This window comes from Parvibaculum indicum (assembly GCF_011762095.1).
Taxonomy (GTDB): Bacteria; Pseudomonadota; Alphaproteobacteria; order Parvibaculales; family Parvibaculaceae; genus Parvibaculum; species Parvibaculum indicum.
Window position 1 is genome coordinate 177,776 of record NZ_JAASQO010000002.1, and the last position, 20,193, is coordinate 197,968.

The 20,193-nt window shown below is 62.6% G+C and carries 19 protein-coding genes, 1 tRNA gene and 1 riboswitch; of the genes, 9 read left to right on the forward strand and 11 right to left on the reverse strand.

All coding sequences use genetic code 11. The features are described 5' to 3' along the window. The first annotated feature begins 142 nt into the window (after positions 1 to 142). Entirely contained in the window at positions 143 to 922 is a 780-nt protein-coding gene (locus tag FHS78_RS03485) for a hypothetical protein (RefSeq protein ID WP_167090372.1), read from the forward strand. Between the two features lie 13 nt (positions 923 to 935). Here the strand turns inward: FHS78_RS03485 and FHS78_RS03490 are convergent, their stop codons facing one another. The 4 genes from FHS78_RS03490 to FHS78_RS03505 form a co-directional block, all read right to left on the reverse strand. Next, positions 936 to 2,102, reverse strand: coding sequence for a hypothetical protein (locus FHS78_RS03490; protein WP_167090374.1), 1,167 nt, complete (start codon positions 2,100 to 2,102; stop codon positions 936 to 938). Continuing rightward, positions 2,092 to 4,023: a glycosyltransferase family 2 protein gene (locus FHS78_RS03495; RefSeq protein WP_167090376.1), complete on the reverse strand. Its 1,932-nt coding sequence runs from the start codon at positions 4,021 to 4,023 to the stop codon at positions 2,092 to 2,094. Before FHS78_RS03495 ends, FHS78_RS03490 begins: the two co-directional genes overlap by 11 nt. Positions 4,024 to 4,188: 165 nt before the next feature. Further along, a tRNA-Glu gene (locus FHS78_RS03500) sits at positions 4,189 to 4,264 on the reverse strand. A gap of 537 nt (positions 4,265 to 4,801) precedes the next feature. After that, complete coding sequence (locus FHS78_RS03505) at positions 4,802 to 5,221, reverse strand: DUF6476 family protein (protein WP_167090378.1); 420 nt, start codon at positions 5,219 to 5,221, stop codon at positions 4,802 to 4,804. A 25-nt stretch (positions 5,222 to 5,246) separates the two neighbouring features. Between FHS78_RS03505 and FHS78_RS03510 the strand changes: the two genes are divergently transcribed. The 3 genes from FHS78_RS03510 (at position 5,247) to FHS78_RS03520 (ending at position 8,622) form a co-directional block, all read left to right on the forward strand. Further along, positions 5,247 to 6,347, forward strand: coding sequence for an RluA family pseudouridine synthase (locus tag FHS78_RS03510; protein ID WP_167090380.1), 1,101 nt, complete (start codon positions 5,247 to 5,249; stop codon positions 6,345 to 6,347). A gap of 163 nt (positions 6,348 to 6,510) precedes the next feature. Further along, entirely contained in the window at positions 6,511 to 7,416 is a 906-nt protein-coding gene (rpoH, locus tag FHS78_RS03515) for an RNA polymerase sigma factor RpoH (protein ID WP_167090382.1), read from the forward strand. A gap of 138 nt (positions 7,417 to 7,554) precedes the next feature. Next, positions 7,555 to 8,622, forward strand: a complete 1,068-nt coding sequence (locus tag FHS78_RS03520) for an AI-2E family transporter (RefSeq protein WP_167090384.1) — start codon at positions 7,555 to 7,557, stop codon at positions 8,620 to 8,622. A 9-nt stretch (positions 8,623 to 8,631) separates the two neighbouring features. Here the strand turns inward: FHS78_RS03520 and msrA are convergent, their stop codons facing one another. Next, positions 8,632 to 9,288 carry a peptide-methionine (S)-S-oxide reductase MsrA gene (gene msrA / locus FHS78_RS03525; RefSeq protein WP_167090386.1) on the reverse strand — a complete coding sequence of 219 codons (657 nt, stop codon included), beginning with the start codon at positions 9,286 to 9,288 and terminating at the stop codon, positions 8,632 to 8,634. A 124-nt stretch (positions 9,289 to 9,412) separates the two neighbouring features. On the opposite strand from msrA, the gene FHS78_RS03530 reads away from it, so the two are divergent. The 3 genes from FHS78_RS03530 (at position 9,413) to FHS78_RS03540 (ending at position 12,917) form a co-directional block, all read left to right on the forward strand. Beyond that, positions 9,413 to 10,213, forward strand: a complete 801-nt coding sequence (locus FHS78_RS03530) for a TetR/AcrR family transcriptional regulator (RefSeq protein ID WP_167090388.1) — start codon at positions 9,413 to 9,415, stop codon at positions 10,211 to 10,213. Positions 10,214 to 10,230: 17 nt separating this feature from the next. Then, positions 10,231 to 11,961, forward strand: coding sequence for an N-acyl-D-amino-acid deacylase family protein (locus FHS78_RS03535; protein ID WP_167090389.1), 1,731 nt, complete (start codon positions 10,231 to 10,233; stop codon positions 11,959 to 11,961). A 185-nt stretch (positions 11,962 to 12,146) separates the two neighbouring features. After that, the gene (locus FHS78_RS03540) at positions 12,147 to 12,917 is read left to right on the forward strand and encodes a sulfite exporter TauE/SafE family protein (RefSeq protein WP_167090391.1); all 771 of its coding nucleotides are present in this window, start codon (positions 12,147 to 12,149) and stop codon (positions 12,915 to 12,917) included. Here the strand turns inward: FHS78_RS03540 and FHS78_RS03545 are convergent. The 3 genes from FHS78_RS03545 to FHS78_RS03555 form a co-directional block, all read right to left on the reverse strand. Next, positions 12,907 to 13,635: a hypothetical protein gene (locus FHS78_RS03545; protein WP_167090393.1), complete on the reverse strand. Its 729-nt coding sequence runs from the start codon at positions 13,633 to 13,635 to the stop codon at positions 12,907 to 12,909. The genes FHS78_RS03540 and FHS78_RS03545 overlap by 11 nt on opposite strands. 73 nt (positions 13,636 to 13,708) lie before the next feature. After that, entirely contained in the window at positions 13,709 to 14,212 is a 504-nt protein-coding gene (locus tag FHS78_RS03550; protein ID WP_167090395.1) for a mismatch-specific DNA-glycosylase, read from the reverse strand. Between the two features lie 7 nt (positions 14,213 to 14,219). Then, positions 14,220 to 14,594: a bleomycin resistance protein gene (locus FHS78_RS03555; protein WP_167090397.1), complete on the reverse strand. Its 375-nt coding sequence runs from the start codon at positions 14,592 to 14,594 to the stop codon at positions 14,220 to 14,222. 120 nt (positions 14,595 to 14,714) lie between these two features. Between FHS78_RS03555 and FHS78_RS03560 the strand changes: the two genes are divergently transcribed. After that, positions 14,715 to 15,002 (forward strand): GIY-YIG nuclease family protein, encoded by a 288-nt coding sequence (locus tag FHS78_RS03560; RefSeq protein WP_167090399.1) that lies wholly within the window; start codon positions 14,715 to 14,717, stop codon positions 15,000 to 15,002. A gap of 237 nt (positions 15,003 to 15,239) precedes the next feature. Here the strand turns inward: FHS78_RS03560 and thiC are convergent, their stop codons facing one another. Continuing rightward, positions 15,240 to 17,096 carry a phosphomethylpyrimidine synthase ThiC gene (gene thiC, locus FHS78_RS03565; RefSeq protein WP_167090401.1) on the reverse strand — a complete coding sequence of 619 codons (1,857 nt, stop codon included), beginning with the start codon at positions 17,094 to 17,096 and terminating at the stop codon, positions 15,240 to 15,242. Positions 17,097 to 17,177: 81 nt separating this feature from the next. Then, a riboswitch (TPP riboswitch) is annotated at positions 17,178 to 17,290 on the reverse strand. A 173-nt stretch (positions 17,291 to 17,463) separates the two neighbouring features. Here thiC and FHS78_RS03570 point away from each other — a divergent pair. Further along, positions 17,464 to 17,874: an MAPEG family protein gene (locus FHS78_RS03570; protein WP_167090403.1), complete on the forward strand. Its 411-nt coding sequence runs from the start codon at positions 17,464 to 17,466 to the stop codon at positions 17,872 to 17,874. 54 nt (positions 17,875 to 17,928) lie between these two features. On the opposite strand, the gene FHS78_RS03575 is transcribed toward FHS78_RS03570, so the two are convergent. Continuing rightward, positions 17,929 to 18,768: a CPBP family intramembrane glutamic endopeptidase gene (locus tag FHS78_RS03575; RefSeq protein WP_167090405.1), complete on the reverse strand. Its 840-nt coding sequence runs from the start codon at positions 18,766 to 18,768 to the stop codon at positions 17,929 to 17,931. 15 nt (positions 18,769 to 18,783) lie between these two features. Next, positions 18,784 to 20,076: an adenylosuccinate synthase gene (locus tag FHS78_RS03580; RefSeq protein WP_167090407.1), complete on the reverse strand. Its 1,293-nt coding sequence runs from the start codon at positions 20,074 to 20,076 to the stop codon at positions 18,784 to 18,786. Positions 20,077 to 20,193: the final 117 nt, after the last annotated feature.

The following is a 20,193-nucleotide window of genomic DNA, read 5'->3' on the forward strand; positions in this document are numbered from 1 at the left end:
CGGATATATCCCCGGGAGCGTTACCCCTCGTTAACCTTGCGTAGAGCTTCCTTATCTATTCTTCCTCCGGAATCGGAAGGTCATCGGTCCCGCGGGATGCCCCCGCAACGACCGATGCCACCAAATGCCTGCGGAAGCTTCTATGCCGGGTCTGACGCGCCTCATCTTCGCCGCCTCCTGTGTCACGGGCCTCATGACCGGCCACGCGCTTGCCGGCGCATGGCCGCAGGAAGCCGGAAAGACGCAGACCATCACCACCGTCACGGTGAGCCGCGCCACCGACGAGTTCGACGACAATGGCAGCAGCCGCGGCACGTCGCGCTTCCGCAAGGAGAGCGTCGAACTCTATGGCGAGTTCGGTATCGATGACGAAACGACGCTGATCACGAAAATCGAGGTATCCAACCTCCACCCCGAGCCGCCAGCCCAGAGCGCGAGCGGCTTCGGCAATACGGAGATCGGTGTCCGGCGGGAAATCTGGCGCGACGAGGATCAGGTCTTTTCGCTGCAGGCGTCGGCCTTGCTGCCCGGCCGTTCCCTTCTGACCTCGGAAGGCACGGATGCAGAAATTCGGGCCCTTTACGGCCATACCTTTCCGCTTTTCGGCTATCCCTCCTATATCGACGCCGAACTGGCCTATCGGCTGCGGACGAACGGCTACAAGGACGAGATCCGCCCGGATCTGACGCTGGGCGTTCACGCCAGCAGGAACTGGCTCCTGCTCCTCCAGTCGCTGAATGTCTTTTCGTCGGGCGACGGCTCCAACCTCGCCTATCAGGGACGGCAGCATAAGCTGCAGCTTTCCGCCGTCCGGCGCCTGACGGATTCGGTCTCTTTCCAGTTCGGCGGGTTCGCGACGGTCGCGGGCAGTCGCACCCCCGCCGAACGCGCCGTCATCGCGGCGATCTGGGTCAATTTCTGATCGCGATTTTCATTCAGTATTGAGGAGCGAGGCGGAGAAGACCGTCCGTTTCCGGCCGTTCGACCTCATGCTGCTGCGTGACGGGCGCGACGAGCCCATCCGCGCCATGCATCAAGGGCGCGCCCCAGCCCAGCACCGCGCAGAGGCACAACGCAATGATGGCTCCCTTGCGCCCCTTCGCCTGAAGTTCGGTCGATGCGATCCAGGACACCCCCGTCGCCACCAGCACAGCGGCCGGCATTCGGAAATCCACACCCCAGCCGAACAGGGCATTCGCACCGCACAGCATGACGGGAAGCGCGAGCGCAATGAACGCACCGCCCATATGACGCCTGCCCTGCCCGACGAACAGAACATATCCGAGCATGAAACCGACCAGCGGCGTCAGATAGAGCATCGGATAAAGCTGCGCCTCGAACATATCCCCGGGGGCAGCAACCAGCGAAGAAACGGGCTCCAGATAGAGCCGCAGGAACTCGACCGGGCTCGCCTCGAGGCTCGATACCAGACAGTAAAGACTGAACAGGACCAGAAAGGTCGGCAGGATCGAAACGAGGAAAAGCGCCGCGAACGCCCGGATGTCGCGCCGCGCCCCCGGATCCCTTAGCGGGACCAGAAAAGCAAGCACCGGAATGAAGACGGCTACCTCCGGCCGAACCAGCGCCAGCAACGGCAGAAACAGCCCGAACGTCATCTGGCTCTGCACATCCCCGTTCACGTCGAGCCTGTTGGCGGCGTAGACGAGCGTACCGAAGGCGAGCGCAAAGGGGATCGATTCATTCGCATTCACCGTCAGATAGACGACAAGCGGCTGCAGGGCGACGAGGGCGAGCAGTAAAACAGATTCCCATACCGCCCAGCGGTCGCTCTGCATCGCCCTGAAAAGCAATCCCAGAGAAAAGGCAGCGCCAAGCGAGGAAACCATGACGAGCGAAGCCTGCAAATTCCACATGCCCGGCAGCGCATGCAGCACCGCGACGACAAAGAGGGATATCCAGGCGTGAGGCGCCACCTCCATCTGGCCCGGCCGGTCGCTCCAGAACCCCTGCAGGGATGGCACCAGATGATGCAACGTGGGCAATTGCGCGGCCGCGAAAACGAAGAAAGCCAGCGCCGGCACGATGACGATGAATGCCGTTGTCGCCTTGCGCGGCGCCGGGAGCGCCGGGTTATTTGCCATTCGCGACCTCCCCCAATTGCGCAAGCGCATGCTTGGTCTGGAGGCTGGTGCCGTGTTCGGTCTTTTCCCAGTAGTGCGGCATCGTAATGAGCTGCCACAGCGCCTTGTAGGCTGCGACCGAATGCAGAACCCAATAGAAGGGCTGCAGGATGCCCTGAAGCACCAGATCGTAATAGCGTCGCTTGAGGGCGGCGATGATGCCGAAATAGACGAGGAAGAGATTGCCGACGATCAGATTGAACGCGGCAATGAAGGCGACGGGCTCGGGCAGAAAATCGCCCAGCCGGACCGAATGCGTCGTCAGGCCGATGATCGTCACCAGCCAGAAAAACGGATTGATGAGCATGACGAGCGGCGGCCCGCCCACAAAGAGCTGGAAACTCAAGAACCCCTTGGGGCCGATGGACTGCCACAGATGATAGGGATGGCGCATATGCACCAGCCATGTCTGCATATAGCCTTTCACCCATCGCGATCGCTGCTTGATCCAGCTCGGCAGAACGCCATTGGCTTCTTCATAGGTCGTCGAGTTGATCACGCCGACCGTATAGCCTTCCTGCGCGAAGCGGACGCCGAGATCGGCATCTTCCGTCACATTGTACGGATCCCAGGCCCCGACCTGACGCAACACCGAGACGCGAAAATGATTGGAGGTCCCGCCCAGCGGAATGGGAACCTGCAACCAGTCGAGCCCGGGCAGAAGAAAATCGAACCATTGCGAATATTCCAGCGTGAACATCCGCGTCAGCCAATTGTCCTGGCGGTTGAAATAATTCAGCCGCGCCTGCAGGCAGGCCACGCTGTCCGCCGACCGCCGGAAAGCGATAACCGCCTTTTTCAGCTGGTCCGGCTCCGGCATGTCCTCCGCGTCGTAGATGGTGGCGAATTCGCCGCGCGCGAAGGTGAGCGCATAATTGCAGGCTTTGGGTTTCGTTTTCGGCTCGGAATGCGGCACCCGAACGATTTCGAAACTGGCCGGCATGCCGAGTTCCTTGGCGGCGGCAATCGTCTCCTCGTCATCCTCCTCGAGGATGAACTTCACATCGAGCTTGGAGGCGGGATAGTCGAGCCCCTTCAGCGAATTGACCAGCAGCGGCAACACACTCGCTTCGCGATACATCGGCACCAGCACCGTATAGACGGGCAGGTCCTGGTCGCGGATCGCGCGGACATCGCCATCCGCGATCTGCACGTCCACATTCCGGTTCGCTCCCACCCAGGTGAGCAGAAACTTGAAAAGGAATGTCACGAGATAAAAGACGGTGAGGACCGCCATCGTCCCCACGAACATATCGCCGGGGCGCACCACGCAGAGCGCCAGATAGAGAATGCCCAGCGCGATCAGGCCGTTGCGCTGGGGAACGGTCATAGTGACCTTCGCGGAATGCTCCGGCATCCGGCTGTAAAGCGCATCGAGCGCCTGGGCGCTGTCCTCGTCCCGGAAGAGAAGCTGGGTCTGCCAGAAAATGTCATAGGGCGAGGTAACGACGAATGCATAGCCGTTGCGCCCGAAACGCATCCTCGCCCAGTCATGTTGCCGGGGCGTGACCGCCGTCGTCGCGAGAATGACGCGACCGCTTTCCCGCTGCCACGGGATGAGCCCCACGGACGCATAATCGTTCCGGTCTCCGTAGAAACACAGGCTGGGATCGACCGGGTGAACCTGCAGATTGACGAAAGGGAGACGCAGCACTTCCGCCAGCGTACGGAAATAGTCGATGGGCCGGACCATCCCCTTGCCCAGCAACACATGGCCGAGATGGGAGCCCCATCGGTCCTGCACATCCATGGCCGCCGCAAGCGTATCCGGCGTCAGCAGGCCCTTGGCCAGAAGGCGCTGTCCGACCTTGATATGCAAGGCCGACTGATCGCCCTTCGGCATCAGGGAAAGACCGGTGGATACGGGAGAGGATCTGCTCATTTCCAGCCCTTGACGGCGGCACGGGACAGTGGCGCACGGATAAGGGGAAATTAAGCAGGAACAGAGTTAAGAAAGCGGATACGCGGGCCACGAAACCGGCCCCGAAATGGCACCGCCGGAAAACAAAAACCCGCCGGAAACCGGCGGGTTTTGTGTGCGTCAGACTGGCATCCCCTAGGGGACTCGAACCCCTGTTTCCGCCGTGAGAGGGCGGCGTCCTGGACCACTAGACGAAGGGGACGCGGTCCGGTACGGGCGCCTCGTATATGACGGTTTGACGTCCCGGATCAAGTGCAATCGGCTTGAAGAGCCTCCTTGCACCAAGATTTTCGCTCTGCCCGCTTCGTCAGCTAGGGCTGCACCCTAAAACAATTCCTCCGCACTGCGTCAAACCACCGCATACAGCTCCCGGCTTGCGTAGTGATGTTCACGTACGGAGAAGATAATCTATTTATTTCCAATATGTTAAAGTGCACATATAACTCATTCCACCCCGCAAAATTATTTTGCGGCGCACAAGAATGAGTGTTGACAGATTGTCACGAGTGCGGGATATATAACTCACGAAACACAGTGATCGACCTCCTCCCCGATCGTGTTTCTTGAAGCCGCCAGCGCCTCTCCTCCCTCCTCCCCGGCGCTGGCGGCTCCCTCCCTTCCCCAAAATCTGATCGAGCGCGCAAAAGCGCCGTCACGCCCGACGCCATTCATGCGCCGGACGCCCGATTTGCCATGGGGACGTGTTTGAAAGCTGCGCCGAAGGCGGCGGAAACCGGCCTTACCTGGATGCCAGACCGGAAACGGGATTGAGACGGAAACGACCAAGCTCTTCGCCGGTCTTGGTGGACATGACGACGATTTCTTCCGCGCTGTCCGACCCGACGAGCACGGCCATCCGGTCGTCGGTCATGTTCATCGCCCGAACCTTCTGTCCGCGGGCGATATCCACCTCATGCGTCCCGAAATATCCCTTGGGATGCTCGACCGTCTTCGTATCGCCGGAGGAACGGTAGATCAGAACGCCGACCACGAAGGCAAAACCGATCACGAGAACCACGCCCATACCGACGACGACCAGCATCAGAAGGCGCATGTCCTGGGGCGGCGGGCCTGCGCCGTCCGGCGAATGGCCTTCCGGTGCCTCATCGCCCTGCCGGGCCGTTTCCATACCTTGCGGCCGGGCGTTATCGTCGGTCATGAACATCTCCAGAGATTCGAATGAAATGCCTCATAGCGATGCGGCTCAGCATACCACTCGGGACGGCAAGGTAACGGCATCGGACGAAACGGGCGCGCGCTACGGTTTCACCGTGACCGGCGAAGAGACCGGCACCCGGCTCGACAAATATCTTACCACGAGCCTCGCAGGCAAGGCGAAGGCGCCCGACGCGCCGCTTTCGCGCGCGCGTATCCGCCAGCTCCTCGAAACGGGGCAGGTTCTGCTGACCGCGAAGCCCGGCGATGCCGCCCGACCGGTCTCCGATCCGGCCTACAAGGTGCGCGAGGGCGAACATATCGTCGTGACCGTGCCCGCGCCCCGCCCTGCCGAGCCCGTCGGGCAGGAAATCCCGCTCGATATCCTTTATGAGGACGACGATCTCATCGTGATCGTGAAACCCGCCGGGCTGGTGGTGCATCCCGCGCCCGGCAATCCGGACATGACGCTCGTCAATGCGCTGATCGCGCATTGCGGCGAGCAATTGTCGGGGATCGGCGGGGAAAAGCGCCCCGGCATCGTCCACCGTCTCGACAAGGAGACGAGCGGCGTCATGGTGGTCGCCAAAAGCGACCGGGCGCATCAGGGCCTTGCCGCGCAATTCGCAGCGCATGGCCGGGACGGCAAGCTGGAACGCGCCTATACCGCGCTTGTCTGGGGCCGCCCCGAACCCGCATCGGGCACGGTGGACGCCCCCATCGCCCGCTCCCCCCAGAACCGGCGCAAGATGGCGACCGTGCGCTCCACGGCCGCCGGCGGCGCTCGGGAGGCGATCACCCATTACAAGACATTGAAAAGCTGGGGCGAACCGCCGCTCGTGTCGCTGGTGACCTGTCACCTGGAAACCGGGCGCACGCACCAGATCCGCGTTCACATGACCTCCATCGGCCACCCGCTGCTGGGGGATCCGCTTTACGGCGGCAGCCAGAAGACCCGGAAAGTGAAGCTACCGCCCGAAGCACAGAAGGCGCTGGAACGCCTCGACCGTCAGGCCCTCCACGCCCATTTGCTCGCCTTCGAGCACCCCGCCAGTCACGAGAAAATGCGTTTTGAAGCCTCTACACCTAATGATATTAATGACTTGATAGGTAAATTAGAACAAGTATAATTACTAACAAAGGTCCTTTTCTCGCCGGGTTTCCTCCCCATATTGGGGAGGCTGTCAGACCGGCCGCGGCCCGAAGGGCCCCTTTTCAAGGGAAGCGGACCGACTTGTTTGAACGTCAGCGGATACCGGCGCTTCTGCCGGCGATCCAGATTGAGGGGTTCTCATGGCTACGAAACTCGCCCCGGCGCCTAACCCGGAAGGCAGCCTGTCGCGCTACCTGCAGGAAATCCGCAAATTTCCGATGTTGGAGCCGCAGGAAGAGTACATGCTCGCCAAGCGCTGGAAGGAGCATGAAGATTCGGAAGCCGCCCACAAGATGGTGACGAGCCATCTGCGCCTCGTGGCGAAGATCGCTATGGGCTATCGCGGCTATGGCCTGCCCATCGGCGAAGTCATTTCCGAAGGCAATGTCGGCCTGATGCAGGCGGTGAAGCGCTTCGAGCCGGAAAAAGGCTTCCGGCTCGCCACCTATGCCATGTGGTGGATCCGCGCCTCCATTCAGGAATACATCCTGCGCTCCTGGTCGCTCGTGAAGATGGGCACCACGGCTGCGCAGAAGAAGCTCTTCTTCAACCTGCGCAAGGTGAAGGGCCAGATCCAGGCCATCGAGGATGGCGATCTGCGGCACGAGCAGGTCGCGGAGATCGCCGACCGCCTCGGCGTGACCGAGGACGAGGTCATCTCCATGAACCGCCGCATGGCGGGCCCCGACAACTCGCTCAACGCACCGCTGCGCCAGGACAGCGAAAGCGGCGAGTGGCAGGACTGGCTGGTGGACGAGGCACCCGACCAAGAATCGGAACTCGGCGACAGCGAGGAAATGAATCTGCGCCGCGAAATGCTGGCCACCGCCATGCAGTCGCTGAACGAGCGCGAGATGCACATCCTCACCGAGCGCCGCCTGAAGGACGAGCCGGCCACGCTGGAAGAGCTGAGCCAGGAATACGGCATCAGCCGCGAGCGCGTGCGCCAGATCGAGGTGCGCGCCTTCGAAAAGCTGCAAAAGGCGATGAAGAACGCCATGCGCGAGCAGGCCGACGCCCGCAAGGAAGCGCTGGAAACCCAGTAACGGAACGCCGAACATGACGGCCTGCCTGTGCATCGGGCAGGCCGTCATTCATTTCCGCCTCCTTCCCGCAACAGGGAGATCCTGCATTTGGGACAGTCCGACAGCGAAGGTCATACCGGCCGTGCCTTCCGCGGAATCATGAAATCGGAGACGGCGCTTGCCATCCTCGCCGTCCTGGCAATTTTCTATACGGCTTATGCCGCGCAGAACCTGATCGCCCCCATTACGGCATCGGTCGTGGCAAGCTTCATCCTGAGCCCGATCCTGCGTATGCGCCTTTTTCGGCGTCTTCCGGCGGCCCTCGTTTCAGCCGTTCTGGTCATCACACTGATCGCCACATTCTGCCTCGGCGTCTTCCTCCTCTACGGCCCGGTTTCCGAGTGGGCGCAGAAAATCCCCGAGGCTCTGAACCGGCTGCGCCACGACACGGCCGCCTTCAGCGAACCGGTCCAGCAGATGCAGGAGGCCTCCGAAACGGTGGAAGAGGTTGCGCGCTCCATGGGGAGCAAACAGCCCGCGCAAACCGTCATCGTGCGCGAGCCCGGCCTTCTGCAGCAATTGATGGCCGTCGCCGGCCAGAAAGGCGCCTCGATCCTCGTCTTCTTCGTGCTGCTCTATTTTCTGCTCACGTCGATCGAAGTTCTCTATTCGCGGATCGTGAGCTCGGTTGAGAAAGCGGGCGAAAAGGAGAAGGCGCGGCGCATTCTGCGAACCATCGAGCGCGAAATATCGCACTATCTGGCGTCGATCACGCTCATCAATATCGGCCTGGGCGCCGTCATCGGTTTGAGCATGTGGGCGCTGGGGCTTCCCGATCCGCTGCTCTGGGGCGCCCTCGCCGCGCTATTCAATTTCGTGCCTTATGCGGGCGTCATCGCCGGCATGGCGCTCACCGGCTTTGCCTCCTATATCGCCTTCGGCAATCTCGCCGATGCCTTTTACGCCCCGCTCATCTACTTCTTCTGGAACGCCATCGAGTCGCAGATCGTGACGCCGACCATCCTCGGCAAGCGCCACACGCTGAACGCAGCCATCGTGTTCGTGTCGATCGTCTTCTGGGGCTGGTTATGGGGCGTGATCGGCGCGGTGCTCGCCGTCCCGATCCTCGTCATCGCCAATGCCATCTGCGCCCATGTGGAGCATCTGAAACCGATCAGCTATTTCATCGACGGGTCGCCCCGGCCGCATACGCCGCTGCCGGAGTGAGGCCGCGCGTCAATCCGCGACGACGCCCGTGCCGACCGGACAGCTCACGCCGGTGCCGCCCAGCCCGCAATAGCCGTCGGGATTCTTGGCCAGATATTGCTGGTGATAATCCTCGGCGAAATAGAATTCGGGCGCATCGAGGATTTCCGTCGTGATCTCGCCGATCCCGCGCTTTGAAAGCTCCGCCTGATAGGCCGCCCGCGCCGCTTCCGCCGCGTCGCGCTGCGCATCGGAAAAGACATAGATGCCCGAGCGGTATTGCGTGCCGACATCGTTCCCCTGACGCATGCCCTGTGTCGGGTTGTGGCTCTCCCAGAACACCTTCAAAAGCTGCTCGTAACTCACCTTTTTCGGGTCGTAGACGACGAGCACGACCTCATTGTGCCCGGTCTGCCCGGTGCAGACTTCCCGGTAGGTCGGGTTGGGCGTGTAGCCCGCCGCATAACCGACGGCAGTGACGTAAACGCCGGGAATATCCCAGAAACGCTTTTCCGCGCCCCAGAAACAGCCAAGGCCGAACATGGCCTTCTCGGCCCCGGCCGGGTAAGGCCCCTTGAGGGCCGCGCCATTGAGGAAATGCGTTTCGGCGGTCGGGATGGCCTCGCCGCGGCCCGGAAGGGCCTCGTCGCGGGCGGGCATCTCTGCGGATTTGCGCATGGAGAACATGAAAACCTCCCTCGCCCGTTTGTGGGGCGCACGGTGTTGATGTCGTCTTATCCCGCAAGATAGTGCGCCTTGAGCCAACTCAAAAGGCTTGCACGGCGGCCCGCGCCCCACTAAAACCGTGAACATGATTTACATTTTTCCCGATAGCGGCGAATTCTCGCCCGCGGTGGCGCAGAACAGGGCGCGCAAGATGCGCGAAATCCTGTCCGTGGCGCTGGATCTCGCGGTGGAAGGCGGGCTCGACAATCTGACGCTGCACGGGCTGGCCGACCGCATGGGCCGCTCCGTCGCCGCCGTCTATCGCTACTACCCGTCCAAGGAGGCGGTGGTGCGTGAGCTGCAACGGCTGGTCGCCACCCATATCGGCGTGCTGAACGCGGACACCGCCGAGCGGATCGACGACTGGGCACGCGAAAAAGACCTGTCGAAACAGGACCTTGCACTGGCGCAGGTGATCGGCTCGGCCAAGACCTACGAACTTTTCGCCCTCGCCTCGCCCGCCGAGTTCGGCCTCGTGACGCACTATCTCGGCAATCCGGCGGACGTTCTGCCGGAGCAGGATGTGCGCATGGTCTTCGACGTGACGCGCGAAAACCTGAAGCGGCTGGCCGAATTCATCGCCGACGCGCAGGATAAGGGCGCCATCGGACCGGGCGATGCGCGCGAGCGGACGCTGATGATCTGGGGGGCCCTGCAGGGCACGATCCAGCTTCTGAAGGTGACGCGGCGCGGCGCGGCCTGGGGCGAGGCGGAGACGCTGCCCGACGCCACACTGCATGCGCTGCTGCAAGGTTGGGGAGCCTCAAAAGCGAGATTGAACATAGTTTCGAGCGAGATTGAGCGAGAGGCTCTCGCAGCCCCGACAAGACAGGTGCGCGATCTCCTGACACCCGAAAAAACATCGACGCCGAAAGCGGCGGACTAATCCCCAGGGAGGATAAAATGACGGAACATGATCTGGTCATCCGCGGCGGGACGATCGTGGACGGCACGGGCGGCGACCCCTTTACCGGGGATATCGCCATCGACGGCGACAAGATCAGCGAAGTCGGCGAAGTGACCGGCAAGAGCAAGCGCGAGATCGACGCGACCGGCCTGATGGTCACGCCGGGCTTTGTGGATATCCACACCCATTACGACGCGCAGGCGACCTGGGACCCCTATCTCACCCCCTCCTCGCAGCATGGCGTGACGACGGTGGTGATGGGCAATTGCGGCGTCGGCTTCGCGCCGGTGAAGCCGGAATCGCGCGACGAACTCATCGACCTCATGGAAGCGGTGGAAGATATCCCCGGCGCGGCGATGCATGAGGGCATCAAATGGGAATGGGAAAGCTTTCCCGAATATATGGACGCGCTCGACAAGCGCAGCTATGCCGTCGATATCGGCGCGCAGATGCCGCATTGCTCGCTCCGCGTCTATGTGATGGGCAAGCGCGGCATCGACAATGAGCCGGCGACGCCCGACGACATCGCGAAGATGCGCGACCTCACCTATGAAAGCCTGAAGGCGGGCGCGCTCGGCTTTTCCACCTCGCGCACCGACCTCCACAACACGCTGCAGGGCGATCCCGTGCCCGGCACGCTGGCGGCGACCGACGAACTCTTCGGCATCGCGGACGCGCTGAAAGCCTATGGCGGCGGCGTCTTCCAGATCGCGGCGACGCATCGCGAGATGGAAAAGGAATTCGACTGGATGCTGAAAATGGCGAAGGACACCGGCCGCATGGTGACCTTCCAGATCCAGCAGATCGACGAAGCGCCGGACCTCTACAAGAAGATGCTCGACCATCTGGACGAGGCGCGTGCGCAGGGCGTCACCAATATTCGCGGCCAGCATTCCGGACGGCCCGTCGGCCTGCTGATGGGCTGGCAGACCTCGGTGCATCCCTTCATCGGCTTCCCGGAATACCGGCCCTATGCGCAGATGCCCTTCAAGGAGCGGCTTGAGAAACTGAAGGATCCGGCGGTGCGCGCGGAAATCACCGGCGGCAAGAATGTCGACAAGCTCGGCGATTTCGGCACCTTCATCACCACGAGCTTCCACAAGATGTATCCGATGGGCGAGCAGGAAAACTACGAGCCCGCGCCGGAAGATTCCATCGCCGCCATCGCGGAACGCGAGGGCAAGACGCCGGCGGAAGTCGCCTATGACGCGATGATGCTGAATGACGGCCAGGCGATGCTCTATTTCCCGCTCTTCGGCTATTCGACCAACGACTACACCGCGATCGAGGCAACGCTGCGCCACCCGCAGACGGGCCTCAGCCTCGCCGATGGCGGCGCGCATGTCGGCGCGATCTGCGACGGCGGCACGCCCACCTTCATGCTGACGCATTGGGCGCGCGACCGTTCGCGCGGCGCGAAGCTGCCGATCCAGGACATCATCCGTATCCAGACGAAGGACACGGCGGAGCAATACGGTCTTTTCGACCGGGGCGTGCTGAAGCCCGGCATGAAGGCGGATGTGAATGTGATCGACTTCGAGAACCTCACTTTCACCCACCCGGAGATGCGCTTCGACCTGCCCGCCGGCGGCCGCCGCCTCTGGCAGGGCGCGAAGGGCTATCGCGCGACGATCCTGTCGGGCGTGACGGTGTCGGAAAACGACGAACCGACCGGCAACCTGCCCGGCCACCTCATTCGCGGCGAACAGCCGGCGCCCGCCGCGTAAGCAGAGGACGATGCTTCGAGACGCGGCTTCGCCGCTCCTCAGCATGAGGCATACATAAAAAAACCCTCATCCTGAGGAGGGCCGCAAGGCCCGTCTCGAAGGATGGCCACCGCGTAAGACGTAACAACAACACCCCTTCCGGACGCGGGCCTTCGGGCCCGCGTTCTTCCTGAGTATATCGTTTCATGGATTTCCTGATTTCCGTCTTCGCCGACGCGCTGCCGTCCGGCCCCGACCTGGCGCTCGCCTTCGCGGCTGTGCTGTTTTCCACCACGCTGAAAGCCTTTGCCGGTTTCGGCTTCGGCCTTTCCGTGGTGCCGCTGCTGTCGCTCATCATGCATCCGGCTCAAGCCGTGCCCATGGCGCTGATGCTCGACCTCATCGGCTCCTCGCAGCTCGTGCCCATGGCGCGCAAAAAGGCCGACTGGAAATCGCTGAAACTGCTCGTGCCCGCCGCCTTCGTCTGCATCCCCTTCGGCATCTATGCGCTGAGCGTGGTGCCCGGCGACAGTCTCAGGATCGCCATTGCCGCGATCCTGCTCGCGACGGTGGCGCTGATGGCGACGGGCGCACGCCTGCCGGAACACCTCCCCGTCCCCGCCGTGCTGGGCGTGGGCGGACTTGCGGGCGCGCTGTCGGGCGGCATGGCCATGCCCGGACCGCCCGTCATGGTCTATTTCCTCGCCCGCCCCGTGACGGCGGCGGTCAACCGCTCCTCGCTGCTGATGTTCTTCTTCTTCACCGATGTGGGATCGATTGCGACGGGGCTTGTCTCAGGCATTGTGGGACTGAAGATCGTCCTGCTCGCCATCATGCTGAGCCCGGCGCTCATCCTCGGCAATGTCGCGGGCCACTGGCTCTTCGGCAAGGCGCATGAAACGCTCTACCGCCGCATCGCGCTGAGCCTGCTGACGATCATCGCCGTGGTGACGCTGGTGGAAGCGATCAGGGGTTGAATCGAATCTTGAGCAGATGCGGGCTGGTGGTCCAGGCAGCAGGATCCCAAACCTGTGCCCGGAAGGGCCATGTCACAGCTTCAAAAAGTGCTTCATCGGCAATGAAAAGTCGTATGGCGACAATCCCCCAGACAGTAGCGGCTACCGCCACGTAGAACACGAATGCGGATCTGGGAAATTTCGCCTCGAAGGTGAAGGCCGCCAAAGCCGCATACAAGCCAAAAAAACCGACCAGACTTACCGCCGCCTTGCAGGGTATCATCACGAGCAAGCCATAGAGTGGCGGAGTTATCAGATACGCCACCACCAGCATATTTCGCCGAAGCGCAGTCGTTTCCTTTGAGGACATATAGGCGAACACCGCCGCAGGAATGGCGACGACCGTGAGCGCAATCCCGGTCAGAACATAGCCAAGTATCGGGACTTCGCTCATCGCGAATCCCATGATCGTCCACAGAAAGGCAACCGGAAAGCCGACGATCAGCGTGAACACCGCCATCCAGAATATTCCGGCACGCGTCCCTGGCTCGACAATCGCCCGACCGCCGAAGAAAGCAATATAGACGATCACGAGTTGGGTAAACGGAAACACGAACCAAATACCGATCACGGCGCGCGACGACGACAGATGGAGTTGCACACTCGCCAGCATGAAGAAAACGCCCAGCGCGAAAATGGCCGCAGCCCATTTCAGTTTTTCTGCACCGTACTCTGACAATATTGTTTCTCCCTTCCGTGACTGAATTCGTTGCCCGCGCTTCGGATTTCACGACGTCCCGTCAATTCTCATTCTACCCGAACCAGTCCGCCAGCTCCTCCCACGGCCCTAGCGACCAGTAGCGCGTCGCGGCGCCCGAGGGCGAGGTGAGCACGAAAGTGACGGGCTCCCCCGGTATGTCCGGCTGGCGGCCATAGGCGATCCTGCCCGTCGGCTTGCCGAGATAAAAGCTCGCCGCCTTCTTGCTGGTGAAGGCGATGGCTTGCGGCCTCGCCTTTGCCAGCCGCTCATGCAGACCCGCTGCGTCGAAATCATGCGCTGCGATTTCATGATCCATGCCGGAGCCGGTTTTGGAGACATCGGTAAAGCCGATACCGAGTTTCGTCAGTTCCCGGAACTCCTGCGGGGCGAAACGGCGAGGCGTGAGGCCGACCTCATGCAGCGTGCGCCAGAAGCGGTTTTGTGGATGCGCATAGTAGGCGCCCTCCGCCGCCGAACGCGTGCTGGGCGCGGTGCCGATGAAGACGAGCCTGAGGCCCGGCTTCAGCATGTCGGGGAGAACGGGTTTCGGCGGCATGGCCGGATCAGATCTCTTCCGGCGCGCAGCCGAATTTCAGGAGGTTGCCGTGCGGGTCCCAGACATAGAATTCCTTCATGTTCCAGGGCCGGACCTCGAAATCGGAAATGCGCTCGCCGCCGATGGGGTCGGTCCCGATGCCCGCTTTCGCATATTCCGCATACAGCGCCGGCACCTGCCCGCCCCTGATGTAGCAGGAGGTGTTTTCGGGATGGATGCGGTCGTCGGCGAGCCAGAAATGAAGCTCCATGTCGTCGCGCTTCACGATGAGATAATCGCCATAGCGCTCCGCCGCGAAGCCGAGCTTCTCCGTATAGAAGCGTTGCGACTGATCGAGGTCGAGCGAGGCGAGAACGGGAATGGCGCGGGCGTAATCGGTCATGGCGTTCCGTGGATTTGAAGCGAGTGGGTTTCGGGAGCAGATGCGGGACGGCATCTATAATCTAACATATCATGTCGTCCCGGCACTTGTTGCCGGGACCCACTCTCGGACCCGCAGGCGATGAGCTATTTCGTCTACATCCTCGCGAGCCGCAAGCACGGTACGCTTTACATCGGCGTGACGAACGACCTTGCCCGGCGTGTTTGGGAACATCGGGAGGGAAAAGGTTCGCACTTTACCGCGAAGCACAAGGTTCACCGCCTCGTCTATGTCGAACCCTTCGAGGCAATCGAACGGGCGATCCAGCGTGAAAAGACAATGAAGGAATGGCCGCGCGCGTGGAAGATAAGGCAGATCGAGAAGGACAATCCCGAGTGGGACGATCTCTACGACCTGCTGAACCGATAGGCGAGTAGGCCCCGGGAACAAGTCCCGGGGCGACATAGGAGGTTAAAATGCAGGTGTCGTCCCGGCACTTGTTGCCGGGACCCAATCACGGATCGGCAGGAGCAAAGCTGCTTTGTTCATCTCCTCGCAGGCGACAAAACGCGAAAGAGGAGCCGTCGAAGGGGGCAATCGCGACGACCTGCTAAACCGACAGGCGAGTAGGCCCCGGGGATAAACCCGGGGCGACACTTCGTTTTATCAGGAGCCGCCCAGCGCCTTGTTGGCCTGCTTGTTCGCGGCGTCCGCCTCTTCCAGATAGATCTCGCCACCGGAATTGCGGAACTCGCCCGCCTTTTCTGCCATGCCGCTTTCGGCATAGTCGCGCACTTCCTGCGTGATCTTCATGGAGCAGAATTTCGGCCCGCACATGGAACAGAAATGCGCGACCTTGTGCGCTTCCTTGGGCAGCGTCTGGTCGTGGAACTCCTTGGCGCGTTCCGGGTCGAGGGCGATGTTGAACTGGTCTTCCCAGCGGAACTCGAAGCGCGCGCGGCTGAGCGCATCGTCGCGGATCTGCGCCGCCGGATGGCCCTTGGCGAGGTCGGCGGCATGGGCCGCGATCTTGTAGGTGATGACGCCTTCCTTCACGTCCTGCCGGTCCGGCAGGCCGAGATGCTCCTTGGGCGTCACATAGCAGAGCATGGCGCAACCGAACCAGCCGATCATCGCCGCGCCGATGCCGCTCGTGATGTGGTCGTAGCCCGGCGCAATGTCCGTGGTGAGCGGGCCCAGCGTGTAGAAGGGCGCGCCGCCGCAGTGTTTCAGCTGCTTGTCCATATTGACCTTGATCTTGTGCATCGGCACATGACCCGGCCCCTCGATCATCACCTGACAGCCCTTCTTCCAGGCGATCTGCGTCAGCTCGCCCAGCGTTTCGAGCTCGGCGAACTGCGCCTCGTCGTTCGCATCCGCGATGGAACCGGGGCGAAGCCCGTCGCCCAGCGAGAAGGAGACATCGTAAGCGCGCATGATGTCGCAAATATCCTCGAAGTGTTCGTAGAGGAAACTCTCCTTGTGATGCGCGAGGCACCATTTCGCCATGATGGAACCGCCGCGCGAGACGATGCCCGTCACGCGCTTGGCGCTAAGCGGCACGTAAGCCAGACGCACGCCCGCATGGATGGTGAAATAGTCCACCCCCTGCTCCGCCTGCTCGATCAGCGTGTCGCGGAAAACCTCCCAGGTGAGGTCCTCGGCGACGCCGTCCACCTTTTCGAGCGCCTGATAGATCGGCACCGTGCCGATGGGCACCGGCGAATTGCGGATGATCCATTCGCGCGTGTTGTGAATGTTGCGGCCCGTGGAGAGGTCCATCACCGTGTCCGCGCCCCAGCGGATGGCCCAGACCATCTTGTCGACCTCTTCCGCCACGGAGGAGGCGACGGCGGAATTGCCGATATTGGCGTTGATCTTCACCAGGAAGTTGCGGCCGATGATCATCGGCTCCAGTTCCGGATGGTTGATGTTGGCCGGGATGATGGCGCGGCCCTCGGCGACTTCCTTGCGCACGAATTCCGGCGTGATGAACTCCGGAATGTCCGCGCCGAAGCTCTCGCCCTCGGCGATCTTGTGCCCGGCATTGGCGAGCGCCTGCTTGCGGCCGAGATTTTCGCGCTCGGCAATATAGGCCATCTCGGCGGTGACGATGCCGGCGCGCGCATATTCGAGCTGCGTCACCATCTCGCCCGGCTTGCCGCGAAGGGGCCGGTGGCGCAGAGGAAATTCGCGGGCGAGATGCGACGCGCCGACATTGCCATTGTCTTCCGGCTTCACTTCGCGGCCGTCATAAGCCTCCACGCCGCCGCGCGCCGTCACCCAATCCGTGCGCGGACGTTGAAGGCCCGCTTCGACGTCGATGATCGCCTGCGGGTCCGTATAGGGGCCGGAGGTGTCGTAGACGCGCAAGGGCGGCTCTTCCGCGCTCGGATGCAGCGCGATCTCGCGGAACGGCACCCGGATGTCGGGAAAGCCCTCCGGCGCGGTATGGGTTTTGGTGCTGGCGGGAAGCGGCCCGGCGGTCACTTCCATATGCTCGATAGTCGGCTTGACGTTCATCGCAGGACTCCCTTGGGCGTATGCCCCTGGAAATCCGGGAAAAATGGCGCGAAAGCGGCTGACCGGACGTCTGTCCACACGATACCCGGCAGGTCCCGTCCCTTCGCCGGCATGACCCGGATCAGGTGGTAAGGGTGGTGAACCGGTATCAGGTTCATCTCAGCCGGCTGCCGCCGGCCCCCCTCGGTGATAGGCGCAGTGTGACTCTGGCAAGGCGCAAGGTAAAGGGGCGACATGACAACACATAATCATGGATGCGCCCTGCACGGATGCGGCCTAGACTCCCGTGAGTCGTTCGCCTGCCGAAGGGCGGATGGCGGGCTTGTGGCAGAGCCTTTTCATGAACCAAGGCTGGGGAGAGAGCCGAATGATGTCATCAATGCCGTTCGAACTGTCCGTACTCGTCTGGAGCGCGGCGCTTCTGTTCATTCTCATCGTGATCTACGCCAATGCCAATGTGTCCGCCATGGGCATGCAATGGGGCATCGGCAATCGCGACGAAGGATCCACCGCCGCCGGCGCGGGCCCCCGCGCGAAACGGGCCGCGTCGAACCTGATCGAGAATTTGCTGATCTATGCCTGCCTCGTCATTCCGGCGCATCTGACGGGCATCCATACGAACCTGACCGTGCTGGGCGCGGAACTGTTCCTGATCGGGCGCATCGCCCATGCGCTGGTCTACACGACCGGGCTCACCTTTCTCGGCATCCGCACCATCGCCTGGGCGGTCGCGGTGATCGGCTATCTGATCATCTTCTATGAAATCGTGACCTTCTGACGGGAAGGCCCGGATCGCTTCCAGGGGGCGCCGCGTTTGTCGCGGCGCCCTTTTTCATGGCTGCGCGACGGCGAAAAGGAAGATGAGCGACACGCCGTTATTGAGCGCATGAAGCGCAATGCCCGGCCAGAGCGACCGGCTCTTCATGTAGAGGAACATGAGCGCCGCCCCGAGCAACAGCACCTGCGCGGTGGTCACCACGGCAACGACGCCGCCGGCCAGCGCATATTGTAGATGGATCGCCGCGAAACCGAGCGTGGCGATCCCCGCCGCGACCAGTCGCGGCATGTGACGCGAAAGTCCCTGATAAAGCGCGCCGCGAAAGGCCACTTCCTCCAGAAAGGGCGCAATCGCAACGACCAGCAGGGCCGAGCCCGCCGCCCAGAGCGTTTCCTTGCCGACAAGGCCGTCCATCGTCCGGTAGCTTGCCTCGATCGTCGCCTCGTCGAGAAAGGTCATGAGCCAGACGCTGAGGCCCTTGAGCGCGAAGAAAAGCAGCAGGACCAGCGCGAACCAGCCCCCGCCCGCCCGGACGAGACCGATCCCCGACGGCGTGATCCGCCGCCCGCGCAGCAGATGGACGATCCAGAGCAGCATCGCCAGATAGCCGCAGAAGCCGCTCACCACGACCATATGATTGCGGAAGGGATCGTGCTGAATCTTCCAGAGAAGGTCCTGAACCGTGCCGTCCCCCGTGAGATAGAGCACGGCGCCATAGCCGATCACGCCGAGGAACTGTCCGACCAGCGTGGCGGCGATGATGATGAACGCATCGCGCAGCCGGAACCCGTGCACGCCCTCTTCTGCGCCCTCCGGCGCCCCGTCGGCGTCCGGCGGCAGCGCCGCCTCGGCGGGCGGCACGGCCGCCCTCGTGCTGTCGGGACCCCACACCATCCTGTCGTCCTTCCGTCAGTCCTCGAAGGGATCCTTCATCAGGATCGTGTCCTCGCGCTCCGGCGAAGTGGACAGAAGCGTGACCGGGCATTCGATCAGCTCTTCGATATGGCGCACATATTTGATCGCCTGCGCGGGCAGCTCACCCCATGTGCGTGCGCCGAAAGTGGTTTCCTGCCAGCCTTCCAGCGTCTCGTAGACGGGTTCCACGCGCGCCTGCAACGCCGCGCCGCCGGGCAGATAGTCCAGCACCTGCCCGTCGAGCCTGTAGCCGGTGCAGATCTTCACCTCGTCGAATCCGTCCAGCACGTCGAGCTTGGTGAGCGCGACGTCGGTGATGCCGCTCGTCTTGATCGCCTGGCGCACCAGCACCGCGTCGAACCAGCCGCAACGGCGCTTGCGCCCCGTCACCACGCCGAATTCGCGGCCCCGCTCGCCGAGACGCTGGCCGACCTCGTCGTCGAGTTCGGTCGGGAACGGCCCCTCGCCCACGCGCGTCGTATAGGCCTTGGTGATGCCGAGCACCGTATCGATGGCCGCCGGCCCCATGCCGGAGCCGGTCGCCGCCTGCGCGGAGACCGTGTTGGAAGAGGTCACGTAAGGATAGGTGCCGTGGTCGATGTCGAGCAGCGTGCCCTGCGCACCCTCGAACAGGATGCGGCTACCCTTGCGGCGCTCCCCGTCCAGCAGACGCCAGACCGAATCCATGTAGGGCAGGATTTCCGGCGCGATCTCCTTGAGCTGCGCGGTGAGCTTTTCCCCGTCGACCGGCTCCTGACCGAGGCCGCGGCGCAGCGCATTGTGATGCGCCAGCATCTTTTCCACCTTGTCGGCCAGCGCGTCGAGGTCCATCAGGTCCATCACGCGCAGCGCGCGGCGGCCCACCTTGTCTTCATAGGCCGGGCCGATGCCGCGCTTGGTGGTGCCGATCTTGGTGCCGCTGTTGGAGTTTTCGCGGATCTCGTCGAGTTCGCGGTGGAGCGGCAGGATGAGCGTCGCATTCTCCGCGATCCGCAGCCGCTCGGGACCGATCTTCACGCCCTGCTCCCGCAGCCGGCCGATCTCGTCCAGCAGCGCCCAGGGATCGACCACGACGCCATTACCGATGACGGAGAGCTTGCCTTCGCGCACCACGCCCGACGGCAGCAGCGACAGCTTGTAGGTCACGCCGTCGATCACCAGCGTATGGCCCGCATTGTGCCCGCCCTGAAAACGCACCACCACATCGGCGCGCTCCGACAGCCAGTCCACAATCTTGCCCTTGCCCTCGTCGCCCCATTGGGAGCCGACAACCGCTACATTCGCCATCGCTTCTCAGCCTTTGAAATTCAGTGGCCGGCGCTCCGCAGCCCGGATTCCCGAAAAACCGGATCGCCAGACACGCCAAAAGCCCCGCGCCTTGCCGGCCGGGGCTTTTCGAGGTTC